General features: G+C 71.8%; 16 protein-coding genes. 7 read left to right on the forward strand and 9 right to left on the reverse strand.

Features of this window, described 5'->3' with window-relative positions:
* Nucleotides 1–404: 404 nt before the first annotated feature.
* From AXK61_RS23725 to AXK61_RS23735, 3 genes are all read right to left on the reverse strand, one after another.
* On the reverse strand, nucleotides 405–1,460 hold the full coding sequence (locus AXK61_RS23725; RefSeq protein WP_068747158.1) for an IS110 family RNA-guided transposase: 1,056 nt from the start codon (nucleotides 1,458–1,460) through the stop codon (nucleotides 405–407).
* A gap of 405 nt (nucleotides 1,461–1,865) precedes the next feature.
* Complete coding sequence (locus tag AXK61_RS23730; protein WP_068574468.1) at nucleotides 1,866–2,594, reverse strand: 3-hydroxybutyrate dehydrogenase; 729 nt, start codon at nucleotides 2,592–2,594, stop codon at nucleotides 1,866–1,868.
* On the reverse strand, nucleotides 2,591–3,955 hold the full coding sequence (locus AXK61_RS23735) for an MFS transporter (RefSeq protein ID WP_068574466.1): 1,365 nt from the start codon (nucleotides 3,953–3,955) through the stop codon (nucleotides 2,591–2,593). The genes AXK61_RS23730 and AXK61_RS23735 overlap by 4 nt, the downstream gene beginning before the upstream one ends.
* A 121-nt stretch (nucleotides 3,956–4,076) precedes the next feature.
* On the opposite strand from AXK61_RS23735, the gene AXK61_RS23740 reads away from it, so the two are divergent.
* Nucleotides 4,077–4,976, forward strand: a complete 900-nt coding sequence (locus AXK61_RS23740) for a LysR family transcriptional regulator (RefSeq protein ID WP_068574464.1) — start codon at nucleotides 4,077–4,079, stop codon at nucleotides 4,974–4,976.
* 9 nt (nucleotides 4,977–4,985) lie between these two features.
* Here the strand turns inward: AXK61_RS23740 and AXK61_RS23745 are convergent, their stop codons facing one another.
* Nucleotides 4,986–5,255, reverse strand: coding sequence for a LuxR C-terminal-related transcriptional regulator (locus AXK61_RS23745; protein ID WP_068574463.1), 270 nt, complete (start codon nucleotides 5,253–5,255; stop codon nucleotides 4,986–4,988).
* Nucleotides 5,256–5,449: 194 nt separating this feature from the next.
* Between AXK61_RS23745 and AXK61_RS23750 the strand changes: the two genes are divergently transcribed.
* The 5 genes from AXK61_RS23750 to AXK61_RS23770 all read left to right on the forward strand — a co-directional run bounded on the left by AXK61_RS23750 (nucleotide 5,450) and on the right by AXK61_RS23770 (nucleotide 12,744).
* Nucleotides 5,450–6,148 carry a response regulator transcription factor gene (locus tag AXK61_RS23750; protein WP_068574461.1) on the forward strand — a complete coding sequence of 233 codons (699 nt, stop codon included), beginning with the start codon at nucleotides 5,450–5,452 and terminating at the stop codon, nucleotides 6,146–6,148.
* On the forward strand, nucleotides 6,136–7,338 hold the full coding sequence (locus tag AXK61_RS23755) for a sensor histidine kinase (RefSeq protein ID WP_068574459.1): 1,203 nt from the start codon (nucleotides 6,136–6,138) through the stop codon (nucleotides 7,336–7,338). Before AXK61_RS23750 ends, AXK61_RS23755 begins: the two co-directional genes overlap by 13 nt.
* Complete coding sequence (locus AXK61_RS23760) at nucleotides 7,335–8,342, forward strand: hypothetical protein (protein ID WP_068747209.1); 1,008 nt, start codon at nucleotides 7,335–7,337, stop codon at nucleotides 8,340–8,342. Before AXK61_RS23755 ends, AXK61_RS23760 begins: the two co-directional genes overlap by 4 nt.
* An 88-nt stretch (nucleotides 8,343–8,430) precedes the next feature.
* Nucleotides 8,431–9,450: a beta-ketoacyl-ACP synthase III gene (locus AXK61_RS23765; RefSeq protein WP_068574455.1), complete on the forward strand. Its 1,020-nt coding sequence runs from the start codon at nucleotides 8,431–8,433 to the stop codon at nucleotides 9,448–9,450.
* A gap of 45 nt (nucleotides 9,451–9,495) precedes the next feature.
* Entirely contained in the window at nucleotides 9,496–12,744 is a 3,249-nt protein-coding gene (locus tag AXK61_RS23770; protein WP_068747159.1) for a DEAD/DEAH box helicase, read from the forward strand.
* 482 nt (nucleotides 12,745–13,226) lie between these two features.
* On the opposite strand, the gene AXK61_RS23775 is transcribed toward AXK61_RS23770, so the two are convergent.
* The 4 genes from AXK61_RS23775 to AXK61_RS23790 are packed head-to-tail and all read right to left on the reverse strand — an operon-like array spanning nucleotide 13,227 to nucleotide 15,469.
* Nucleotides 13,227–13,601, reverse strand: coding sequence for a VOC family protein (locus tag AXK61_RS23775; protein ID WP_068574451.1), 375 nt, complete (start codon nucleotides 13,599–13,601; stop codon nucleotides 13,227–13,229).
* A 41-nt stretch (nucleotides 13,602–13,642) separates the two neighbouring features.
* Nucleotides 13,643–14,236, reverse strand: coding sequence for a dienelactone hydrolase family protein (locus AXK61_RS23780; protein WP_068574449.1), 594 nt, complete (start codon nucleotides 14,234–14,236; stop codon nucleotides 13,643–13,645).
* Nucleotides 14,233–14,823: a TIGR03086 family metal-binding protein gene (locus tag AXK61_RS23785; RefSeq protein WP_068574447.1), complete on the reverse strand. Its 591-nt coding sequence runs from the start codon at nucleotides 14,821–14,823 to the stop codon at nucleotides 14,233–14,235. The genes AXK61_RS23780 and AXK61_RS23785 overlap by 4 nt, the downstream gene beginning before the upstream one ends.
* Nucleotides 14,824–14,878: 55 nt before the next feature.
* Complete coding sequence (locus tag AXK61_RS23790; protein WP_068747160.1) at nucleotides 14,879–15,469, reverse strand: TIGR03086 family metal-binding protein; 591 nt, start codon at nucleotides 15,467–15,469, stop codon at nucleotides 14,879–14,881.
* 63 nt (nucleotides 15,470–15,532) lie between these two features.
* Here AXK61_RS23790 and AXK61_RS23795 point away from each other — a divergent pair, with 63 nt between their 5' ends.
* Nucleotides 15,533–16,450: a helix-turn-helix transcriptional regulator gene (locus AXK61_RS23795; RefSeq protein WP_068747161.1), complete on the forward strand. Its 918-nt coding sequence runs from the start codon at nucleotides 15,533–15,535 to the stop codon at nucleotides 16,448–16,450.
* Here AXK61_RS23795 and AXK61_RS23800 read toward each other — a convergent pair.
* On the reverse strand, nucleotides 16,437–16,772 hold the full coding sequence (locus AXK61_RS23800; RefSeq protein ID WP_068574441.1) for a hypothetical protein: 336 nt from the start codon (nucleotides 16,770–16,772) through the stop codon (nucleotides 16,437–16,439). The two genes, AXK61_RS23795 and AXK61_RS23800, sit on opposite strands and share 14 nt — an antisense overlap.
* Between the last annotated feature and the right edge of the window lie 16 nt (nucleotides 16,773–16,788).

The following is a 16,788-nucleotide window of genomic DNA, read 5'->3' on the forward strand; positions in this document are numbered from 1 at the left end:
CGCCCGATTCGCGGCGCCGCGCGGGCATGTGGTTGCTCCTGAAAGCCATGCGCGCCACGCATGGCTGGGTTCGCGCAGGTCAGGGGATGTTTCTGGCAGGAGGGCTATTCACTGCGCGAATACCCCTCCGTCTTCGGCCCGACGGTGCCCACCGTCCCGCTGCCTCCAACCGGCACGGGCCGATCGCCTGCGAGCGCGAACGCGGCGCGGGGGACGACGGCTCCCCCACCGAGCGCCCGGCGTTTCACCGGGGACCGAACGCCGGCTGGGGGGGGCACGGCGTCGCGCGGGGGACGACGGAGCGGGGACCTGACACGGCACTTCGGCACAGCACTGCGGCGCGAGGGAGGGCGGCGCAGGCGCACCGTCGAACGATGGGACGGGAGCCATGCGTTTCTCCTATGTCAAGCGGCGGCGGGAAGTTCACCTCCGGTGGTGGTGGCGTGGTCGGTTTTGAGGGTGTTGAAGACGGTGCGGGCGAGGCGGCGTTTGAGGCAGCGGAGGGCTTCGCGTTTGGTGTCGCCGGCGGCGAGGCGTTTGCGGTAGTAGATCTGGCCTCGGTTGTCGGGCATGCGGATCTGGGTGATCGCGATCCGGTGCAGGGCGCAGTTGAGTTGTCGGTTGCCGGTGCGGGTCATCCGGACGCGTCCGTTGGTGCTGCCTGACCAGACAGGGATCGGTGCGACGCCGGTGTGCCGGGCGTAGGCGGCTTCGCTGCGGAATCGTGCGATGCCGGCGGTCTCTCCGACGATCTTCGCAGCGGTCAGCTCGCCGCATCCGGGGATCTCCAGGAGCGTGGGAGCTGCTGCGGCCGTGGCTTTTCCGATCCGTTTGGCGAGTTGGTTGATCTGCTCTGTGAGTCGGTCGATGTCGGTGAGCTCGTCGAGGGCGAATTCTGCGACTGTTCCCGGCTGGCCGGTGAGCCAGGCGCGCAGCGCGGCCCGGTGGTTGGCCTGGTCCATGCTCCGTGGCTTGGGTTCCCGGCCGGGTTCGAGCTCGTGGATTCGCCAGCGCAGCCGGTTGATCATGCCGGTGCGGATCTTGACCAGGTCCTCGCGGCGGTCGGTGAGTAGTTTGAGCTCGCGGGACTGCTCATCGTGCGAGGCGACGGGCAGGTCGGGTTCGCGGAGCACGGCGCGGGCGACCGCCAGCGCGTCGATGGGGTCGGATTTGCCGCGGGTGCGTGCTGAGGCGCGGGCGTGGGCCATGAGTTTGGCCGGGACGCGTACGACGTGCTGATCGGCGGTGAGCAGGTCCCGTTCAAGGCGGGCCGACATCTGCCGGCAGTCCTCGATCCCCCAGGTCAGGCCGGTTCCGAATGCGCTGCGGGCCCAGCGGATCGCCTTCTGATGCCCGACCGTGGTGGTAGGGACGGTTATCTCTGCGAGCTTGCGGCCGACGTCATCGACGGCGACGAAGGTGTGCGTTCGCTTGTGTACATCGGCTCCAACTACAACCATGATGGTTGCCTCCCTTGTTGAGGTGGAAGGTTGGACCGGCCGGCGGACACATCTCAGTGGGGGCGGTGCCACGCTCCTATCAAGTCACGCCGGTCGGTTCCAGTCCACCAGGCACCGGCAAAACGCATGGTGACCAGCCCTGATCGGGGCGGCAGACGCGCATGGAGCCAGATGCCCGGTGAACTGAACCCAACCACCGCAGACCCGGTAAGACCAGATCGAATCCGATCAGAGCGTGCCGCGGTAGATCCCAGAGTGACACTGAGTCAAGTGCATGGCCCCGACCTCAGAAAACCATACCTGAGCTGGGAAAATATCAGCCATGCGCGGAGCGCATGGCTCGCCGGAACACCGTCCGCCTCCAGCCCCGGCTCCGGCCCGGTGACGAGCACCGTCGGGCACGGCTCAGTTCGCGGCCCAGCCGCCGTCCATGGTGTACGACGCCCCGGTGACCATCGCGGCCGCCGGCGAGCAGAGCCAGGAGACGAGACCGGCGACCTCGTCGGGCTCGATGAGGCGCTTGATCGCGGGGCGGGCGAGGAAGACCTCGTCGGTGACCTGCTGCTCGGTGATCCCGTGCGCGGCGGCCTGCTCCGCGATCTGCTTCGCAACCAGCGCCGTGCGCACGTAGCCGGGGTTCACGCAGTTGCTGGTGACGCCGTGCTCGCCGCCCTCGAGCGCCGTGACCTTGGACAGGCCCTCGACGCCGTGCTTGGCGGCGACATAGGCCGCCTTGTACTTCGACGCCCGCAGCCCGTGCACGGACGAGACGTGCACGATCCGGCCGGAGCCGCGCTCGTACATCGCCGGCAGCGCGGCGCGGGTCAGCAGGAAGGGCGCCTCGAGCATGAGCACCATGATGCGGTGGAACCACGCCGGATCGAACTCCTCGATCGGCGCGACGTGCTGCACGCCGGCGTTGTTGACGAGCACGTCCACGTCGAGGCGCAGGTCCGCGAGCGCGGCCGTGTCGGTCAGGTCGAGCTCGAGCGCGGACCCGCCGATCTCGGCGGCCACCCCGGCGGCCGCGGCACCGTCGCGATCGACGACGGTGACGTGGGCACCGTCGGCGGCCAGCCGGCGCGCGACGGCGGCCCCGATCCCCGCGGCCGCGCCGGTGACGAGAGCCTTCACGCCTTGACCTGGAGGTCGGCGGCTGCGCGGTCGAGCATCGCGCGGTCCTGCGCATCGACATCGGAGAGGCTGATGCCGCGGGTCTCCCGCACGAAGAACACGGCGATGAAGGTGATCAGGCACGCGCCGGCGAGGTAGAAGGCGATCGGCAGAGAGCTGTTGTAGGCCTTGAGCAGCTTCGTGGCGATGATCGGGGCGAGCGAGCCCGCCACGACCGCGGTGACCTGCGCGGCCAGGGAGACGCCCGAGTAGCGCATCCGGGTGGGGAAGGCCTCAGCCATGATCGCGGGCTGCGGCGCGTACATCATCGCGTGGAAGACCAGGCCGATGGTGATCGCGGTGACCACCATGGCGTTGTTGCCCGTGTCGAACATGGGGAAGGCGAAGAAGCCCCACGTCGCCGACAGCGCCGCGCCCACCCAGTACACGGGCTTGCGGCCGACGCGGTCGGTGAGCGCGCCGAACATCGGCATCACGACGAAGTGCACCGCGTGCGCGATGAGCAGCCAGGTGAGGATGTGCGTGGTGCTCATCTTCACCACGAGCTTGAGGTACGTGATCGAGAAGGTCACCAGCAGGTAGTAGAAGATGTTCTCGCCGAACCGCAGGCCCATCGCCGAGAGCACGCCGCGCGGGTAGCGCTTGAGCACCTCGAGCACGCCGTAGGACACCGCCTTCTCGGCCTCGATCTCCTTCTGCGCCTCCTGGAAGAGCGGAGACTCGTCGACCTGGGTCCGGATGTAATAGCCGACCAGCACGATCACGGCCGACAGCCAGAAGGCGATGCGCCAGCCCCACGCCAGGAAGTCGGACTCGGACAGCACGCTGGTCAGGATCAGCAGGACGACGGTGGCGACGATGTTGCCGCCCGGAACGCCGGCCTGCGGCCACGACGCCCAGAAACCGCGCGATCGGTTCGGGCTGTGCTCCCCGACGAGCAGCACGGCGCCGCCCCACTCACCGCCGACCGCGAAGCCCTGCAGGAAGCGCAGCAGCACCAGCAGAGTCGGCGCCAGATAGCCGACCTGATCGAAGGTCGGCAGGCAGCCCATGAGGAAGGTGGCGGCGCCGACCAGCACGATCGACACCTGCAGGAGCTTCTTGCGGCCGAACCGGTCGCCCAGATGTCCGAACACGATGCCGCCGACGGGCCGCGCCGCGAAACCCACCGCGTAGGTGATGAAGGCGGCGATGATCTGGTCGTAGGGGCTGCCGCCCTGCGGGAACATGATCTTGTTGAAGACCAGCGTCGCGGCCGTGCCGTAGAGGAAGAACTCGTACCACTCGACGACCGTTCCGGCCATCGATGCTCCGACGATCTTGCGCAGCCCCGTGGGCCGCTCCAGGTCGGACTGCGCCATACCTACTCCTTGTGTGATGAGTCATAGCCGGATCGGGATGTGATCCACGCCATGTTTCACGAAGTATGTATGGATAAAATCGCAGACACAATGCCCACGATCGCCGATCGGATCTGCATCCATGCACACGTCTGACCCCAGCGCCGACGGGCTGCTCACCCTGCTCGCCGTCGCCCGCACCGGCCGCTACACCGCGGCGGCCGATGTCCTGGGCATCAACCACACCACCGCGTCGCGCCGGGTCGCCGCGCTGGAACAGACGCTCGGCGGGCCGCTGCTGGCCCGCGCCGCCTCCGGCTGGGAGCTCACCGACCTCGGCCGGACCGCCGTCGGGGCCGCCGAGCGGATCGAGGCCGTGCTGCACGGACTGGACGCCGACACCGACCACGACCTGCACGGGAAGGTGCGGATCGCCGCCACCGACGGGTTCAGCGCGCGGGTCGTGGCGCCCGCGATCGCGACGCTGGGCCGGGCGCACCCGCGGCTGTCCGTCGACCTGCTGACCGTGACGCGCCGCGCACCGTCGACCCGCTCCGGCGTGGACATCGAGGTGGTGGTGGGGCGGCCCGAGACGTACCGGGTGGAGCCCGAACTCCTCGCGCCCTACCGGCTCGGCCTGTACGGCTCCCGGGGCTACCTCGAGGCCGACGGGACGCCGCAGCGACCCCGGGAGCTCACGGGCCGGCCGCTGGTCTACTTCATCGACTCGATGCTCACGGTCGACGACCTCGACCTCGCGCGCGTGCTCGTCCCCGGCATGGCGGACCGGCTGAGCTCGACGAACGTGCTCGTGCACGTCGAGGCCACCTGCGCCGGGGCCGGACTCGGACTGCTCCCCTGCTTCCTCGCCGACGGCCGCCCCGACCTCGTGCGGGTGCTGCCCGACGAGGTGTCCGTCCAGCTCGAGTACTGGATGGTGGTGCGGCCCGAGGCGGCGCAGCGCCGCGAGGTGGCCGCGGTGGTCACGGCGCTGCGCGCACAGGTCGGGTCGATGCGAGCGGCACTGCTCGGCGAGGGATGATCTTCGGGCTCAGCGCAATTCGTCGAGCCGGACGTGCCCGTCCTGCAGGAGGCGCGCGGCGAGGGCGGTCTTGGTGGTGGCGTGCCGACCCGCGGCGACGTACTTCGCGCGCACCCGCGCGACGTGCTCGGCCACGGTGCACTCGGCGATGTACAGCTCCCGCGCCGCGGACGCCTTGCTCTCCGTGCACAGCCACGCCCGCAGTACTTCGACCTCCCGCTCGGTCAGCCAGACGGGCTCGGGCTCGTCCATCGCTCTCGTCATCATCGCTGCGGTCATGACTCCACCCCTGCCTCGCCGGATCCGGCGGTTTCGCCACCGTCGACGCTAGCGACGGGACGCCGGCCCCGAAAGCGGGTCCGTCCCGCCGGGGAAGACCCCCTCACCGTTACCCAAGGACAACGAAACAGACGATCCGGCACGATCTTTCACTCGTCCCCGACGGCTCCGCGGCGGCGGCGTATGTTTCTCCCATGACCGAATCGGACGCGGTCGTCGAACAGCCGGCGAACCGTGCGACGCACACCGTGGGCATCGTCGAGGATCACGCGCTGATCGTGCTCGGCTTCGAGGCCAGCCTGGCCGCCGTCGACGACCTCGCGTTCGTCGGCCACGCGCCGAGCGTGGACGAGCTCCTCGCCCGCGGCCGACCCGACGTGGTGGTGCTCGACCTGCTCCTCGCCGACGGCACCGCGCCCGAGGCGAACATCGAGAAGCTGCACACCGCCGGGTCCCGGGTCCTGGTGTACACGGGCAGCTTCGACACCGATCCGTACCTCGCGCGCCAGGCCGCCCGGTGCGGCGTCTGGGGCATCGTGCCGAAGACGGTGAGCGGGGCGGAGCTCGTGCAGGCCGTGCGGGACACCGCCGACGAACGCCCCGTCGTGACCACCGAATGGGCCGCGGCGATCGACGGCGACCCGGACTTCTCCGACGTGGGGCTGAGCCCACAGCAGCGGGAGGTCCTCGCGTTGTACGCGTCGGGCGAGACCACCGCCCGCGTCGCCGAGCTGACCGCGCTCTCCCCCAAGACCGTCGAGAGCTACATCGACCGGATCCGCGCCAAGTACGCCGTGCAGGGCCGCCCGGCGGAGACCAAGCTGCACATGTACCAGCGGGCCGTCGAGGACGGCTTCCTGCAGGCGCCGCGCAGGCGGCGATGGTCGCGCTGACAGCGGGGACCCGCGGGGCCGTCCCGCCGACGGTGCCCGAGGGGCCGGCCGGCGCCGACGAGCGACTGACCAGGGTGTTCGCTCGATTCATCGCCGCGGGCTACCTGTTCGACCTCGTCACCACGTTCCCGTCCGTGCTCGACGCGTGGCGCGTCGCGCCGTGGCTCACGGCGGTCACCGCGCCGGCGGTCTTCGGCACCGGCGCCGCCCTGCTACCCGCGAGCTTCGCCCGCGCGCACCGTCGAGTCATCGGGCGGGCCGCGCTGGTGGCAGGCGTCGCGTACCTCGCCGCGGTGCTGCTGTGGCTCATCGCCGACGCGATCAGCCCCCTGCAGCTGCCGGGCGACCACTTCCTCTACTACATCCCCGCGCTCGCCGCGATGGCCGTCGCGATGCCCGTGGGTCCGGCGACGGCCACCGGATACGGCGTCGTCGTCGTGGTCGGCACGGTGCTGCTCAACCACCGGGTGGGCGCCTCCCACGATCCGTACGTCCCGGCGCTGCTGTTCTCGCTGGTCTTCACCGCGGTGTTCCTCTCCGCATCCATCGTCGCGTGGCGTGCCGGGCGCCGGCTCGACCTCGCGCAGGCCGAGGCCCTGGAGGCGACGGCCGCCGAGGCCTCGGCGCAGGCCCGCGGCGACGAGCAGCAGCGGTTCGCCGCCCTCGTCCACGACGACGTGATCGCGACACTGCTCGCCGCGACCCGCATCGACGACGCCCCGGCGATCGCGCAGCACGCCCGGACGGTGCTCACCGCCGTCGACGACTACGAGGGCCCGAGCGATCGGGCGGACGCGACCGCGGGCGCAGCGGCAGCCGCTCTCGGCGCCGCGGTCGGCCGCAGCGCGCCCCACGCGCAGTGGTCGGCGCAGGTCGATCCGGACGCCGGACGCGTACCGTCGGACGCACTGACGGGAGCGATCGCCGCGACCGCGGAAGCGCTGCGCAACGTGCAGCGGCACGCCGGGACGGGCGACCGTGCCTCGGTCGACGCCGTCTTCGAGGAATCGGGCTTCAGTGTGGTCGTCCGCGACGACGGCGTCGGATTCGACCCGCGCACCGTCGCGCCCGACCGGCTCGGCGTGGCGGGCAGCATCCTGGGCCGGATGCGGTCGATCCCCGGCGGTGCGGCCGCCGTCGAATCGGCGCCGGGCGCGGGCACCGTCGTGACGGTCCGGTGGGCGCGATGAGGAACGACCAGGACGTCCGAGACATCATCGGCATGCGGCACCGGGGCGCGACCGCGCTGGCCTGGGCGATCGTCGCGACCTTCGCCGTCCTCTCGTGGTACGCACGCGCCGACCTGGATCCGGCGTGGCCGCAGGTCATCGGCATCGTCGGTCTCCTGCTCGGCGCGATGGTGCTGGTCCGCGCCCCCGGCGATCCGTTGCCGTGGCGATGGACCCTCGTCGTCGCCGCGGGCGGCCCGGTCGCGGCGTTGAGCGTGTTCCCCTTCCTGCCCGCCGACTACGCCTTCGCCCTCACCACCTGGCCCATCGGCGCCGGCGCCGTCCTCACCTCCTACCTCGCGGTGCGCGGACGGGCGATCACGACCTGGGCGTCGGTCGCGCTGACGGGAGCCGTCGTGGTCTGGTGGGCCGTCACCCGCGGCCACGGGGCGCTCGACGGGGTGCTGCGCTGCCTGCCGAGCGCGACGGTGACCCTGACCGCCACGTTCTTCGCGCTGACGCTCCGGCCGGTGGCGCGGTGGACCTTCGTGATGCGGGCGCGGACCAGGGAGCGGCGCGCGGCGGAGGCCGCGGCCGAGACCGCCCGGGAGGTGCGCGGCCGGCAGCGCGACTTCCTCGACCGGGAGGCGCGCCCGATGCTCGAGCGGCTCGCGACCGGCGTCCCGCTGACGGCGGCGGAACGGCTGGAGTGCCGCATCGTCGAGGCGCGGCTGCGGGACTCCGTGCGCGCCCCGGGCCTGCTCTCGCCCCGCATCGCCGACGCGGCGGACCGGGCCCGGCGCCGGGGCGTCGACGTCGTACTCCTCGACGACGGCGGCCTGCGCGACCTGGCGACACCGGTCGCCGACGCCATCCGCGACCGGATCGCCGACGCCGTCGACTCGCTCCCCGTCGGATCGGTGACGGCGCGCGCCGTCCCGCCCGGACGCGCGTTGGCGGCCACCGTCCTCCTGCGGGCGCCCGACGGGGCGACGACGCGGATCGAGCTGCCCGTTTCCGCCTGAACTCTTGCGCCGTCCTGTGTTGAATAGCAAACTGTCATCAATGCGGGTCTCAGTTCGGTGATGCCGCGACGAGCAAGGGGATGCACGGATGACGACTCTCGCGGAGGCGACCGGGACGCGGACGATCGGACTGCTGGGGATCGGCTCGTACCGCCCCGAGCGCGTGGTCACCAACGACGAGATCTGCGAGAAGATCGACTCGTCCGACGAGTGGATCTACACCCGCACCGGGATCAGGTCGCGGCGGTTCGCGCGGCGCGACGAGTCGGTCGTCGAGATGGCCGTCGAAGCCGGGCGGCGCGCCGTGGCCAACGCCCTGCTCACGGGCGCGGACATCGACGCGGTCATCGTCGCCACCAACACCCACTACCTGCAGACGCCGGCCGCCGGCGTGAAGGTCGCCACCGAGCTCGGCGCGAACGGCGTGCCCGCCTTCGACGTCACCGTCGGCTGCGCCGGCTTCGGCTACGGCATGGCGATCGCGGCCGACATGGTGCGCGGCGGCAGCGCGCGCCGGGTGCTGGTGATCGGCGCCGAGCAGCTGTCCGTGAGCATGGACATGACCGACCGCGGCAACTGCTTCATCTTCGGCGACGGGGCGGGCGCGGTGATCGTCGGCCCGACCGAGGAGCAGCAGCTCGGGCCGGTCGTCTGGGGGAGCGACGGCACCCAGTTCAACGCGATCCGGCAGGACATCGACTGGATCACCTTCCTCGACGGTGACGACCACGCGAACCGCCCCTACCTGCGGCTCGAGGGCACCGCGGTGTTCCGCTGGGCAGCGTTCGAGATGGGTGGGGCGGCGCAGCGCGCGATGGACGCGGCGGGGGTCACCGCCGCCGACATCGAGGTCTTCGTCCCGCACCAGGCGAACTCGCGGATCAACGAGCTCCTCGCGCGCAGTCTGCACCTGCCCGAGCACACCGTGATCGCCGACGACATCGAGCGCACCGGCAACACCTCCGCCGCGTCCATCCCGCTGGCGATGGACGACCTGCTCTCCACCGGCCGGGCCAAGCCGGGCCAGACCGCGCTGCTGCTCGGCTACGGCGCCGGCCTGAGTTACGCCGCCCAGGTGGTGAAGCTCCCGCCCGTGCCCTTCGAGTGAGTTCTGCGGGCGTCCACCGCCGCGCGGTAGACTGTCCGCTTGACCATGAGCGCAGCGACTACCGGCGGAGGGCCCTCGTTCACCCCCGAGGACCTGATCGGATTCTTCGGGGGGCCGACCGTCCGGCGGGCGGGCGAGTACGTGGGCACCGGCCTCATCGGCGATCTCGAGTGGGACGACGAGAAGCACCTGGTGACCGGCGTCGTCGCCGGTTCCCGGGAGTACGACACCAAGGTCTGGATCGCGCCCGCCGGCGACCGCTGGCGACCCGTCCGCTCGCACTGCACCTGCCCCGTCGCGATGAACTGCAAGCACGGCGCGGCCCTGCTGCTCGAGCTCACCGCGGAGGACGTCGAGGACGGCGTCGTCGAGCAGCCCGACCCCTGGGAGCGGCAGCTCGAGGCCCTGCTCCCCCACACCCCGCGCACGAGCGCCGCCGTGCTGCCCGTCGCGCTGCAGTTCGACGTGGACGAACGCGGCGTCGTCTCCGGCCAGCGGCTGCAGGTGCGGCTCGCGACGCCCGGCATGCGCGACGGGTCCTGGGTCGCCGGCGACGTGCGGTGGCGCACCATCGCCACCGCGCCGCGGGTCTCCCCCGCCCAGCGCGACGCGCTGGCGCCGCTCGCGCAGCTCATCACGTGGTCGCTGTACGGCGTGGACGCCTGGGCCGACCTGGGGATGGTCGACACGCCGCTGCTCTGGGACCAGCTCCGCGCCGTCCGCGACGCGGGCGTCCCCTTGCTGCTGAAGAAGGCACGGGGCAGCGTGATCCTCGGCCCGCCGACGCGGCTCGGGCTGGTGGCGCGATCCTCGGACGGGAGCGTCGAGCTGGACCGGGAGGTCGACTTCGGCGACGGTCCGCGGCCCTTCACGGGCGGGCTGCTCGGCGCGCACCGCGCCCTCGGGGTGTTCCAGCAGGACGGCGACGTGCTGCGGCTCGCGCCGCTCGAGCCGCCGCTGTCCCCGAACCACACCGGCGCGCTGCGCCGCTTCACGCCCGTGGTCGTCCCGGCCGCGGCCGTCCCGCAGTTGCGCGAGAAGTACCTGCCGTACCTCGCGGCGGTCGCGCCCGTCCGCGACCCGGAGCAACTGGTCGGCGAGGTCGAGGTGCTCGGGCCCGAGTTGCTGTGCACCGCACGGTATTTCCCCGAGGCCGCCGAGCTCGAGGTCGACTGGAAGTGGCGGTACACTGTCGGCGGCGAGGTCCGGGACTACACGCTCGGGCGCGAGCCGGCGGGTCTGGCGGACGCGGTCGGGCAGCAGCGGATCACCCGCGCGATGGCGGTGTCGCTGCGCGAGGCCGCCGTGGGCGTCGACCACTCGCAGGGCTTCTACCGCGGCACCGAGGCCGCGGTCTGGCTGGCCGAGGTCGCGCCGGTGCTGCGGTCGGTGCCGGCGGTGATCGTCGAGGTCGTCGACGATCCCGGGTTCCGCTGGGCGGAGAGCTCGGCCTCGGTGTCCGTGCGGGTGCGCGGCGACTCCGACAATCCGTCGACGGACTGGTTCGACCTCGAGGTGGCCGTCGAGGTCGACGGCGAGGAGGTCCCCTTCCGGGACGTCTTCACCGCCGTCGCCGCGGGCCACGACACCCTGGTCACGCCCGGCGGCGTGCTCGCGCGGATCGACGGTGAGCGGTTCGATCGGCTCCGCGAGCTCATCGGTGAGGCCCGGGACCTGCCCGCCCGCGGCGCGCGGCGCGCGGGTCGGGCCGCCGGGTCCGGGCCGGGCGCGCCGGATCGGGACGGGCTGCGGATCAGCCGGTTCCAGGCGGGCCTCGTCGACGACCTCGCCGACCTCGCCGACGCCACGGAGTTCGACGGTGACTGGTCGCGCCGGGTCGGCGCCCTGACGGCGGGCGACCTCGCGCGGCAGGAGGCACCGTCGACCTTGAAGGCCGAGCTGCGGCCGTACCAGCGGGACGGCCTGGACTGGCTGGCGTTCCTGTACGACAACGACTTCGGCGGGATCCTGGCCGACGACATGGGTCTCGGTAAGACGGTCCAGACGCTGGCGCTGATCTGCCGGGCGCACGAAACCGCGGGCCCTGCGCGACCCGGGCCGTTCCTGGTGGTCGCGCCGACCTCCGTGGTGAGCAACTGGGCGGCGGAGTGCAAGCGGTTCGCGTCGCACCTGTCGGTGGCGGTGGTGTCCGAGACCTCGAGGAAGTCCGGGTCGTCGATCGCCGCGGTCGTGGCGGGCGCCGATGTCGTGCTGACCTCGTACACGCTGCTCCGGCTGGACGCCGAGGAGTACGCGGGCGTGCGGTGGGCCGGCGTGATCCTCGACGAGGCGCAGTTCGTGAAGAACCCGCGGTCGAAAGCGTTCGCCGCGGTGACGATGCTGGACCGGCCCTTCACCCTCGCCGTGACCGGTACCCCGATGGAGAACCATCTCGAGGAGCTGTGGGCCCTCACCGCACTCACCGTGCCGGGGTTGTTCCCAGGGCGGTCATGGTTCGCCGAGGAGTACCGGCGGCCCATCGAGCGGGGCGGCGACGACGACCGCCTCGCCCGGCTGCGGCGGCGCGTGCGGCCGTTCATGCTCCGCCGCACCAAGGACCTCGTCGCCAAGGACCTGCCGGCGAAGACGGAATCCGTGGTACAGGTGGAACTCTCGGAAGAGCACCGGCACACCTACGACCGGATCCTCGCCGATCAGCGGGCGAAGCTGCTGGGGTTGCTCGACGACTTCGAGGGCAACCGGTTCGAGATCCTGCGGTCGCTGACGATGCTGCGCCGGCTCGCGCTCGACCCGTCGCTGATCGACGAGGAGCTCGCGGTCGAGGACGTGGCCAAGCTCGATTTCCTGGTGGAGAAGCTGGACGAGCTGCTCGAGGAGAAGCACGCGGTGCTGGTGTTCAGCCAGTTCACCGGGTTCCTGCGCAAGGCGGCCGAGCGCCTCGACGAGGAGGGCGTGGAGTACGCGTACCTCGACGGATCGACGACCGACCGGCCCGCGGCGATCGAGAAGTTCACCTCCGGGGAGGTGCAGGTGTTCCTGATCTCCCTGAAGGCCGGCGGATTCGGGCTCAACCTCGTGCAGGCGGACTACTGCTTCCTCCTGGACCCGTGGTGGAACCCCGCCGCCGAGGCGCAGGCCATCGACCGCGCGCACCGCATCGGGCAGACCCGCAGCGTGATGGTCTACCGGCTGGTCTCCGCGGACACCATCGAGGACAAGGTGATGGCGCTCAAGGAGCGCAAGGCGGCACTGTTCGAGTCCGTGGTGGGCGGGGAGGGCGGCTTCGACGCCCGGCTCGCGGAGTCCGACATCCGGGCGCTGTTCGAGGACTGAGGTTCGGGGCCGGGGCCGGGGCCGGGGCCGGGGCCGGGGCCGGGGCCGGGGCCGGGGCCGGGGCCGGGGCCGGGGCCGGGGCGAGCATAGTCGCCGCGAACAGTCATGCACGCCGCGCATACCCCTATTTGCGCAGGTCAGAGGCTATCTTCTCATCAGAGGTTATGCGCGACATGCATAACCAGGTACAGCCGGTGGGGCAGCACTTCCGCGGGTGTTACGCGCAGTGCGTGTGGCGCAATCCCTCGCGTGGTCCATTCCGCCGAATCATCCCCGCGACCCCACCGAGTCCCGCCACCAGGAGCCGGCGGGCAGTCGTCCCCCGCGCGGCGCCGAGAGGCGGGGCTGGCGTTCGCTCCCTCGTCAGACGCCGCGCTTCTCATGGGGGCTCGGCTGGCCCCCGCGCGACGACGCCGTCCCCCAAGCCGCACCGTCGTCCCCCAAGCCACGCCGCCGTCCCCGCGCGTTCCCCGAGTGGCGGCTCAGACGGCGGTGAGGGCTTCGAGGGCGTGGCCGTCGGGCGAGGGGAAGTAGACGCCGCGGCCGCCGAAGCGGTGGTTGATCTCGCCGACGCCGGAACCGTCGGGGTGGGCGTGGAACGCGAGGCCGCGCTCGCGGATGCGGGCGAAGATCTCATCGAACTCAGGCTCCGAGACGAGGAAGGCGTAGTGCTGCGGGTGGATCGGCCCGGGCACCGTCATGACATCGAGGGCGACCTCGTTGGCCAGTCGGACCTGCTGGAAGTGCCCACCCTCGACGTCCACCGGCGCCTCGAGACCGAGTACTTCGGTGAGGAACCGCGCGGTCTCGAAGTTGTCGGAGGCGGCGACGATGGTGTGGTTCAGTGCGATGCTCATACCTGAAACGCTAGGACCTCAACCGGCGTTCATGTCAACGGCTAACGGCCGTCGGCGTCGGCCGCTCCCACGAACCGGAGCACCGCGTCCCAGAAGACCTCGGTGGAGGCACCGTCGAACTCGTCGGGCAGGGACGGATCGGTGAACAGGTGACCCGCCCCGGGGTACTGGATGAACTCGCCGATCGCGCCCGCCTCCCCCACGGAGCGCAGCACGGACTCGACGGAGCCGGGCTGCAGGAACGGATCGTCGACCGCGTAGTGCAGCTGCGCCGGCACGCCCTGCGGCCAGTGCGGCAGGCCGATCATGTCCAGCGGCAGCGCGCCGGAGCAGAGCACGGCGCGGCTCACCGGCCGGTTGCACGCGACGTAGGTGGACATGCCGCCGCCGTTGGAGAAGCCCATGACCACCAGGTCGTCCGGGAGCCCCTCGACAGCCGCCAGCGCCGACGCCATGAGCGCCGGGTAACCGATGCCCTCCGCGAACGCGGCGGCCTCGTCGTACGAGTCGAAGACGCGGCCGTCGTATTGATCGACCACGTGCACGGTGTGTCCCGCGGCGCGGAGGCGGTCCGCGGCGAGCCGCACGCCCTCGCGCACGCCGAGAACCGAGTGGAACAACGCGACAGTGCTCATGCGCCCCAACCTACTGCGCTGCGGCCGTTCCAGTTGGCCAGACGCTCGGTGGGGCCGGCACCGTCGCGCGACTCGACGACGGGGCCGAACGGGAACTCCGGCACCGCACGCAGTTCCGCCGGAATCGCGACCCGCGCCACCTCGAGGGCGGCCGCGGCGACGGCACCGTCGGGGATCTCGGCGGGCTGCCCGGTGGCCACGGCGATGTCCCACCCGTGCACCAGCGCCTCGTTGACGTAGGTCGCCAACGCCTCGGCGCCGGAGGCCGGCCCCCACGGCGCGGTCACCGTCCCGTCGAGCGACGCGCCCGCCCACGCGGTGAGCGACCGCGCCCGGGCGTCGGCGTATGTCGCGGCGTCGTGCTCCGCCACCGTGTTCGGCAGGCCGGCGACGGTGCCCGTCTCCGCGAGCGCGGTCAGCTGCAGGCAATGGGCGGTCAGGTGCCCCGCTAGCGCACGGACATCGAGGTCGCCACCGGACGGCGTGGGCCGGTCCAGCTGGTCGGCGGTGACGCCCTCCAGCAGGGACAGGACCCACGCCGTGGCGGCGGCGTAGTCGGGGCGGGGATCGGAAACGGACTCTGTCATGACATCGATCCAACAGGTCCCAGCGGTCAGTTCCCGACCTCAATGTGCTCCGGCGTCACGCCACCCAGCCGGCGGCGCTGCGGCCGTTCCAATTGGCGAGGCGCTCGGTGGGGCCCGCACCGTCGCGCGGCTCGACGACGGGGCCGAAGGGCACGCCCTCCATCCCGCGGATCTCGGCCGGAAGCGCCGCGTGGACAGCCGCGAGCGCACCCTCGACGACGGCCGGATCGCCGCCGAACTCGGCGGGCTGCCCCGTGGCGACGGCGAGGTCCCAGCCGTGGACGAGCGTCTCGTTGATGTACATGCCGAGCGCCGCGAAGCCGGGGACGACGCCCCACGGGACGGTGACCTCGCGGCCGAGCGGGGCGACGTCCCAGGCCTCGAGGGCGCGTTCCCGAGTGGCGCCGTAGGCCTCGGCGCTGTAGTCGTCGGCGAGGAAGGGCTGTCCCTCGACGGTGGCGACCTCGGCGAGCGCGACGGACCGCAGGCCGACGGCGCCGATGTGCTGGGCGAGTGCGCGGACGTCGAACTCGTCGCACGGCGTGGGCTTGTCGAACTGGTCCGCCGTGATGCCCGCGAGGAGGGACTGCATCCAGGCGGAAACGGCGGCGTAGGCGGGGCGGGGATCTGTGGCTGTATTGGTCATGGAACAGATTCAACAGCCCTAACATGACACCTTCTGTCATGTTTTTCTGTCAGTCTTGAAGACATGCGCGCCGACCGCCTCCTCTCCGTCCTCATGCTGCTGCGCCACCGCGGCACCATGACGGCCGCACAGCTCGCCGTCGAGCTCGAGGTGTCCACCCGCACCGTCCTCCGCGACGTCGAGGCCCTCTCCACCGCCGGCGTGCCCGTCTACACGGACCGCGGCAGCGGCGGCGGGATCAGCCTGCTCCCCGGTTACCGCACAGACCTGACGGGACTCACCCTCGACGAGGCCAAGGCGCTACTCGCCGGGGCACCGTCGTCGGCGGCCTTCGCGAGCGCGATGCGGAAGGTGGCGGCGGCGGTGCCGGAGGCGCACCGTCGGGAAGCGGCCGCCGCCGCCCAACGGATCCACGTGCGCCCCGACGGTTTCGCCCGCGCGCCCGAGCCCGACCCGTTCCTCGGCGACCTGCAGCGCGCCGTGATCGACGGGCTGCGCGTGCGGGCCGATTACCGACCGCGCGGGGGCCGGGCGGCGGAACGCGTGCTGGACCCCGTCGGGCTGGTGCACGCGGGGCAGGCCTGGTACCTCATGGCCCTGCGCGACGGCGAGCGGCGCACCTATCGCACGTCGCGGTTCTCCTCCGTCACAGTCCTTTCCGAGCCCGCACAGCGGCCCGACGAGGTGGACCTCCCCGCCGAGTTCGAGGCCTCCCGCGCGTCGTTCCGGTCCGGGCACGCCGGGACGACGGTGACCGTGCGCGCCGACGAGTACGGCTGGGCGAAGCTGAGCGCGTTCAGCACCGTCGTCACGCCACCCGGACCCGACGGTGCCGGGGCCCTGGAGTTCGGCGACTTCGGTCGGGCGATCTGGACGCTCTGGGGCGCACTGCCCTTCGTCACCGTGCTGGGACCACCCGAGATCCGGGCGGCCCTCGCCACACGGCTTGCGGAGGTGACCGAGGCGCTCAGCGCAGGGTGACCGTGACGGCCGTACCCTTCGGACCGGACGAGGCGACGGCGCGGCCCGAGCGGTCACCGTCGGGGAAGTGGAGCGTGAGGTCGGCGCCCTCGCCGGAGAAGTTGCGCCACCACTGCTTCTGGTCCGGCATCGCGACGCCGATGACGACCTCGTCGCCGCGGCGCTGGTACGCGACCGGGAGCGAGAACTGCTTGCCGGACTTGCGGCCGGTGTAGCTGATGGTGACCATCGACTTCCCCAGCGCCGGCCCGACGACGGGAAGGGAGAGCAGGGGCGTGAAGGCGGTGTTGAACAGCTTGGCTCCGCGCTGGAAGAGGTTCATGCCACCACGGTAGCCG

The organism is Tsukamurella pseudospumae, assembly GCF_001575205.1.
In the GTDB taxonomy this organism is placed as follows: domain Bacteria; phylum Actinomycetota; class Actinomycetes; order Mycobacteriales; family Mycobacteriaceae; genus Tsukamurella; species Tsukamurella pseudospumae.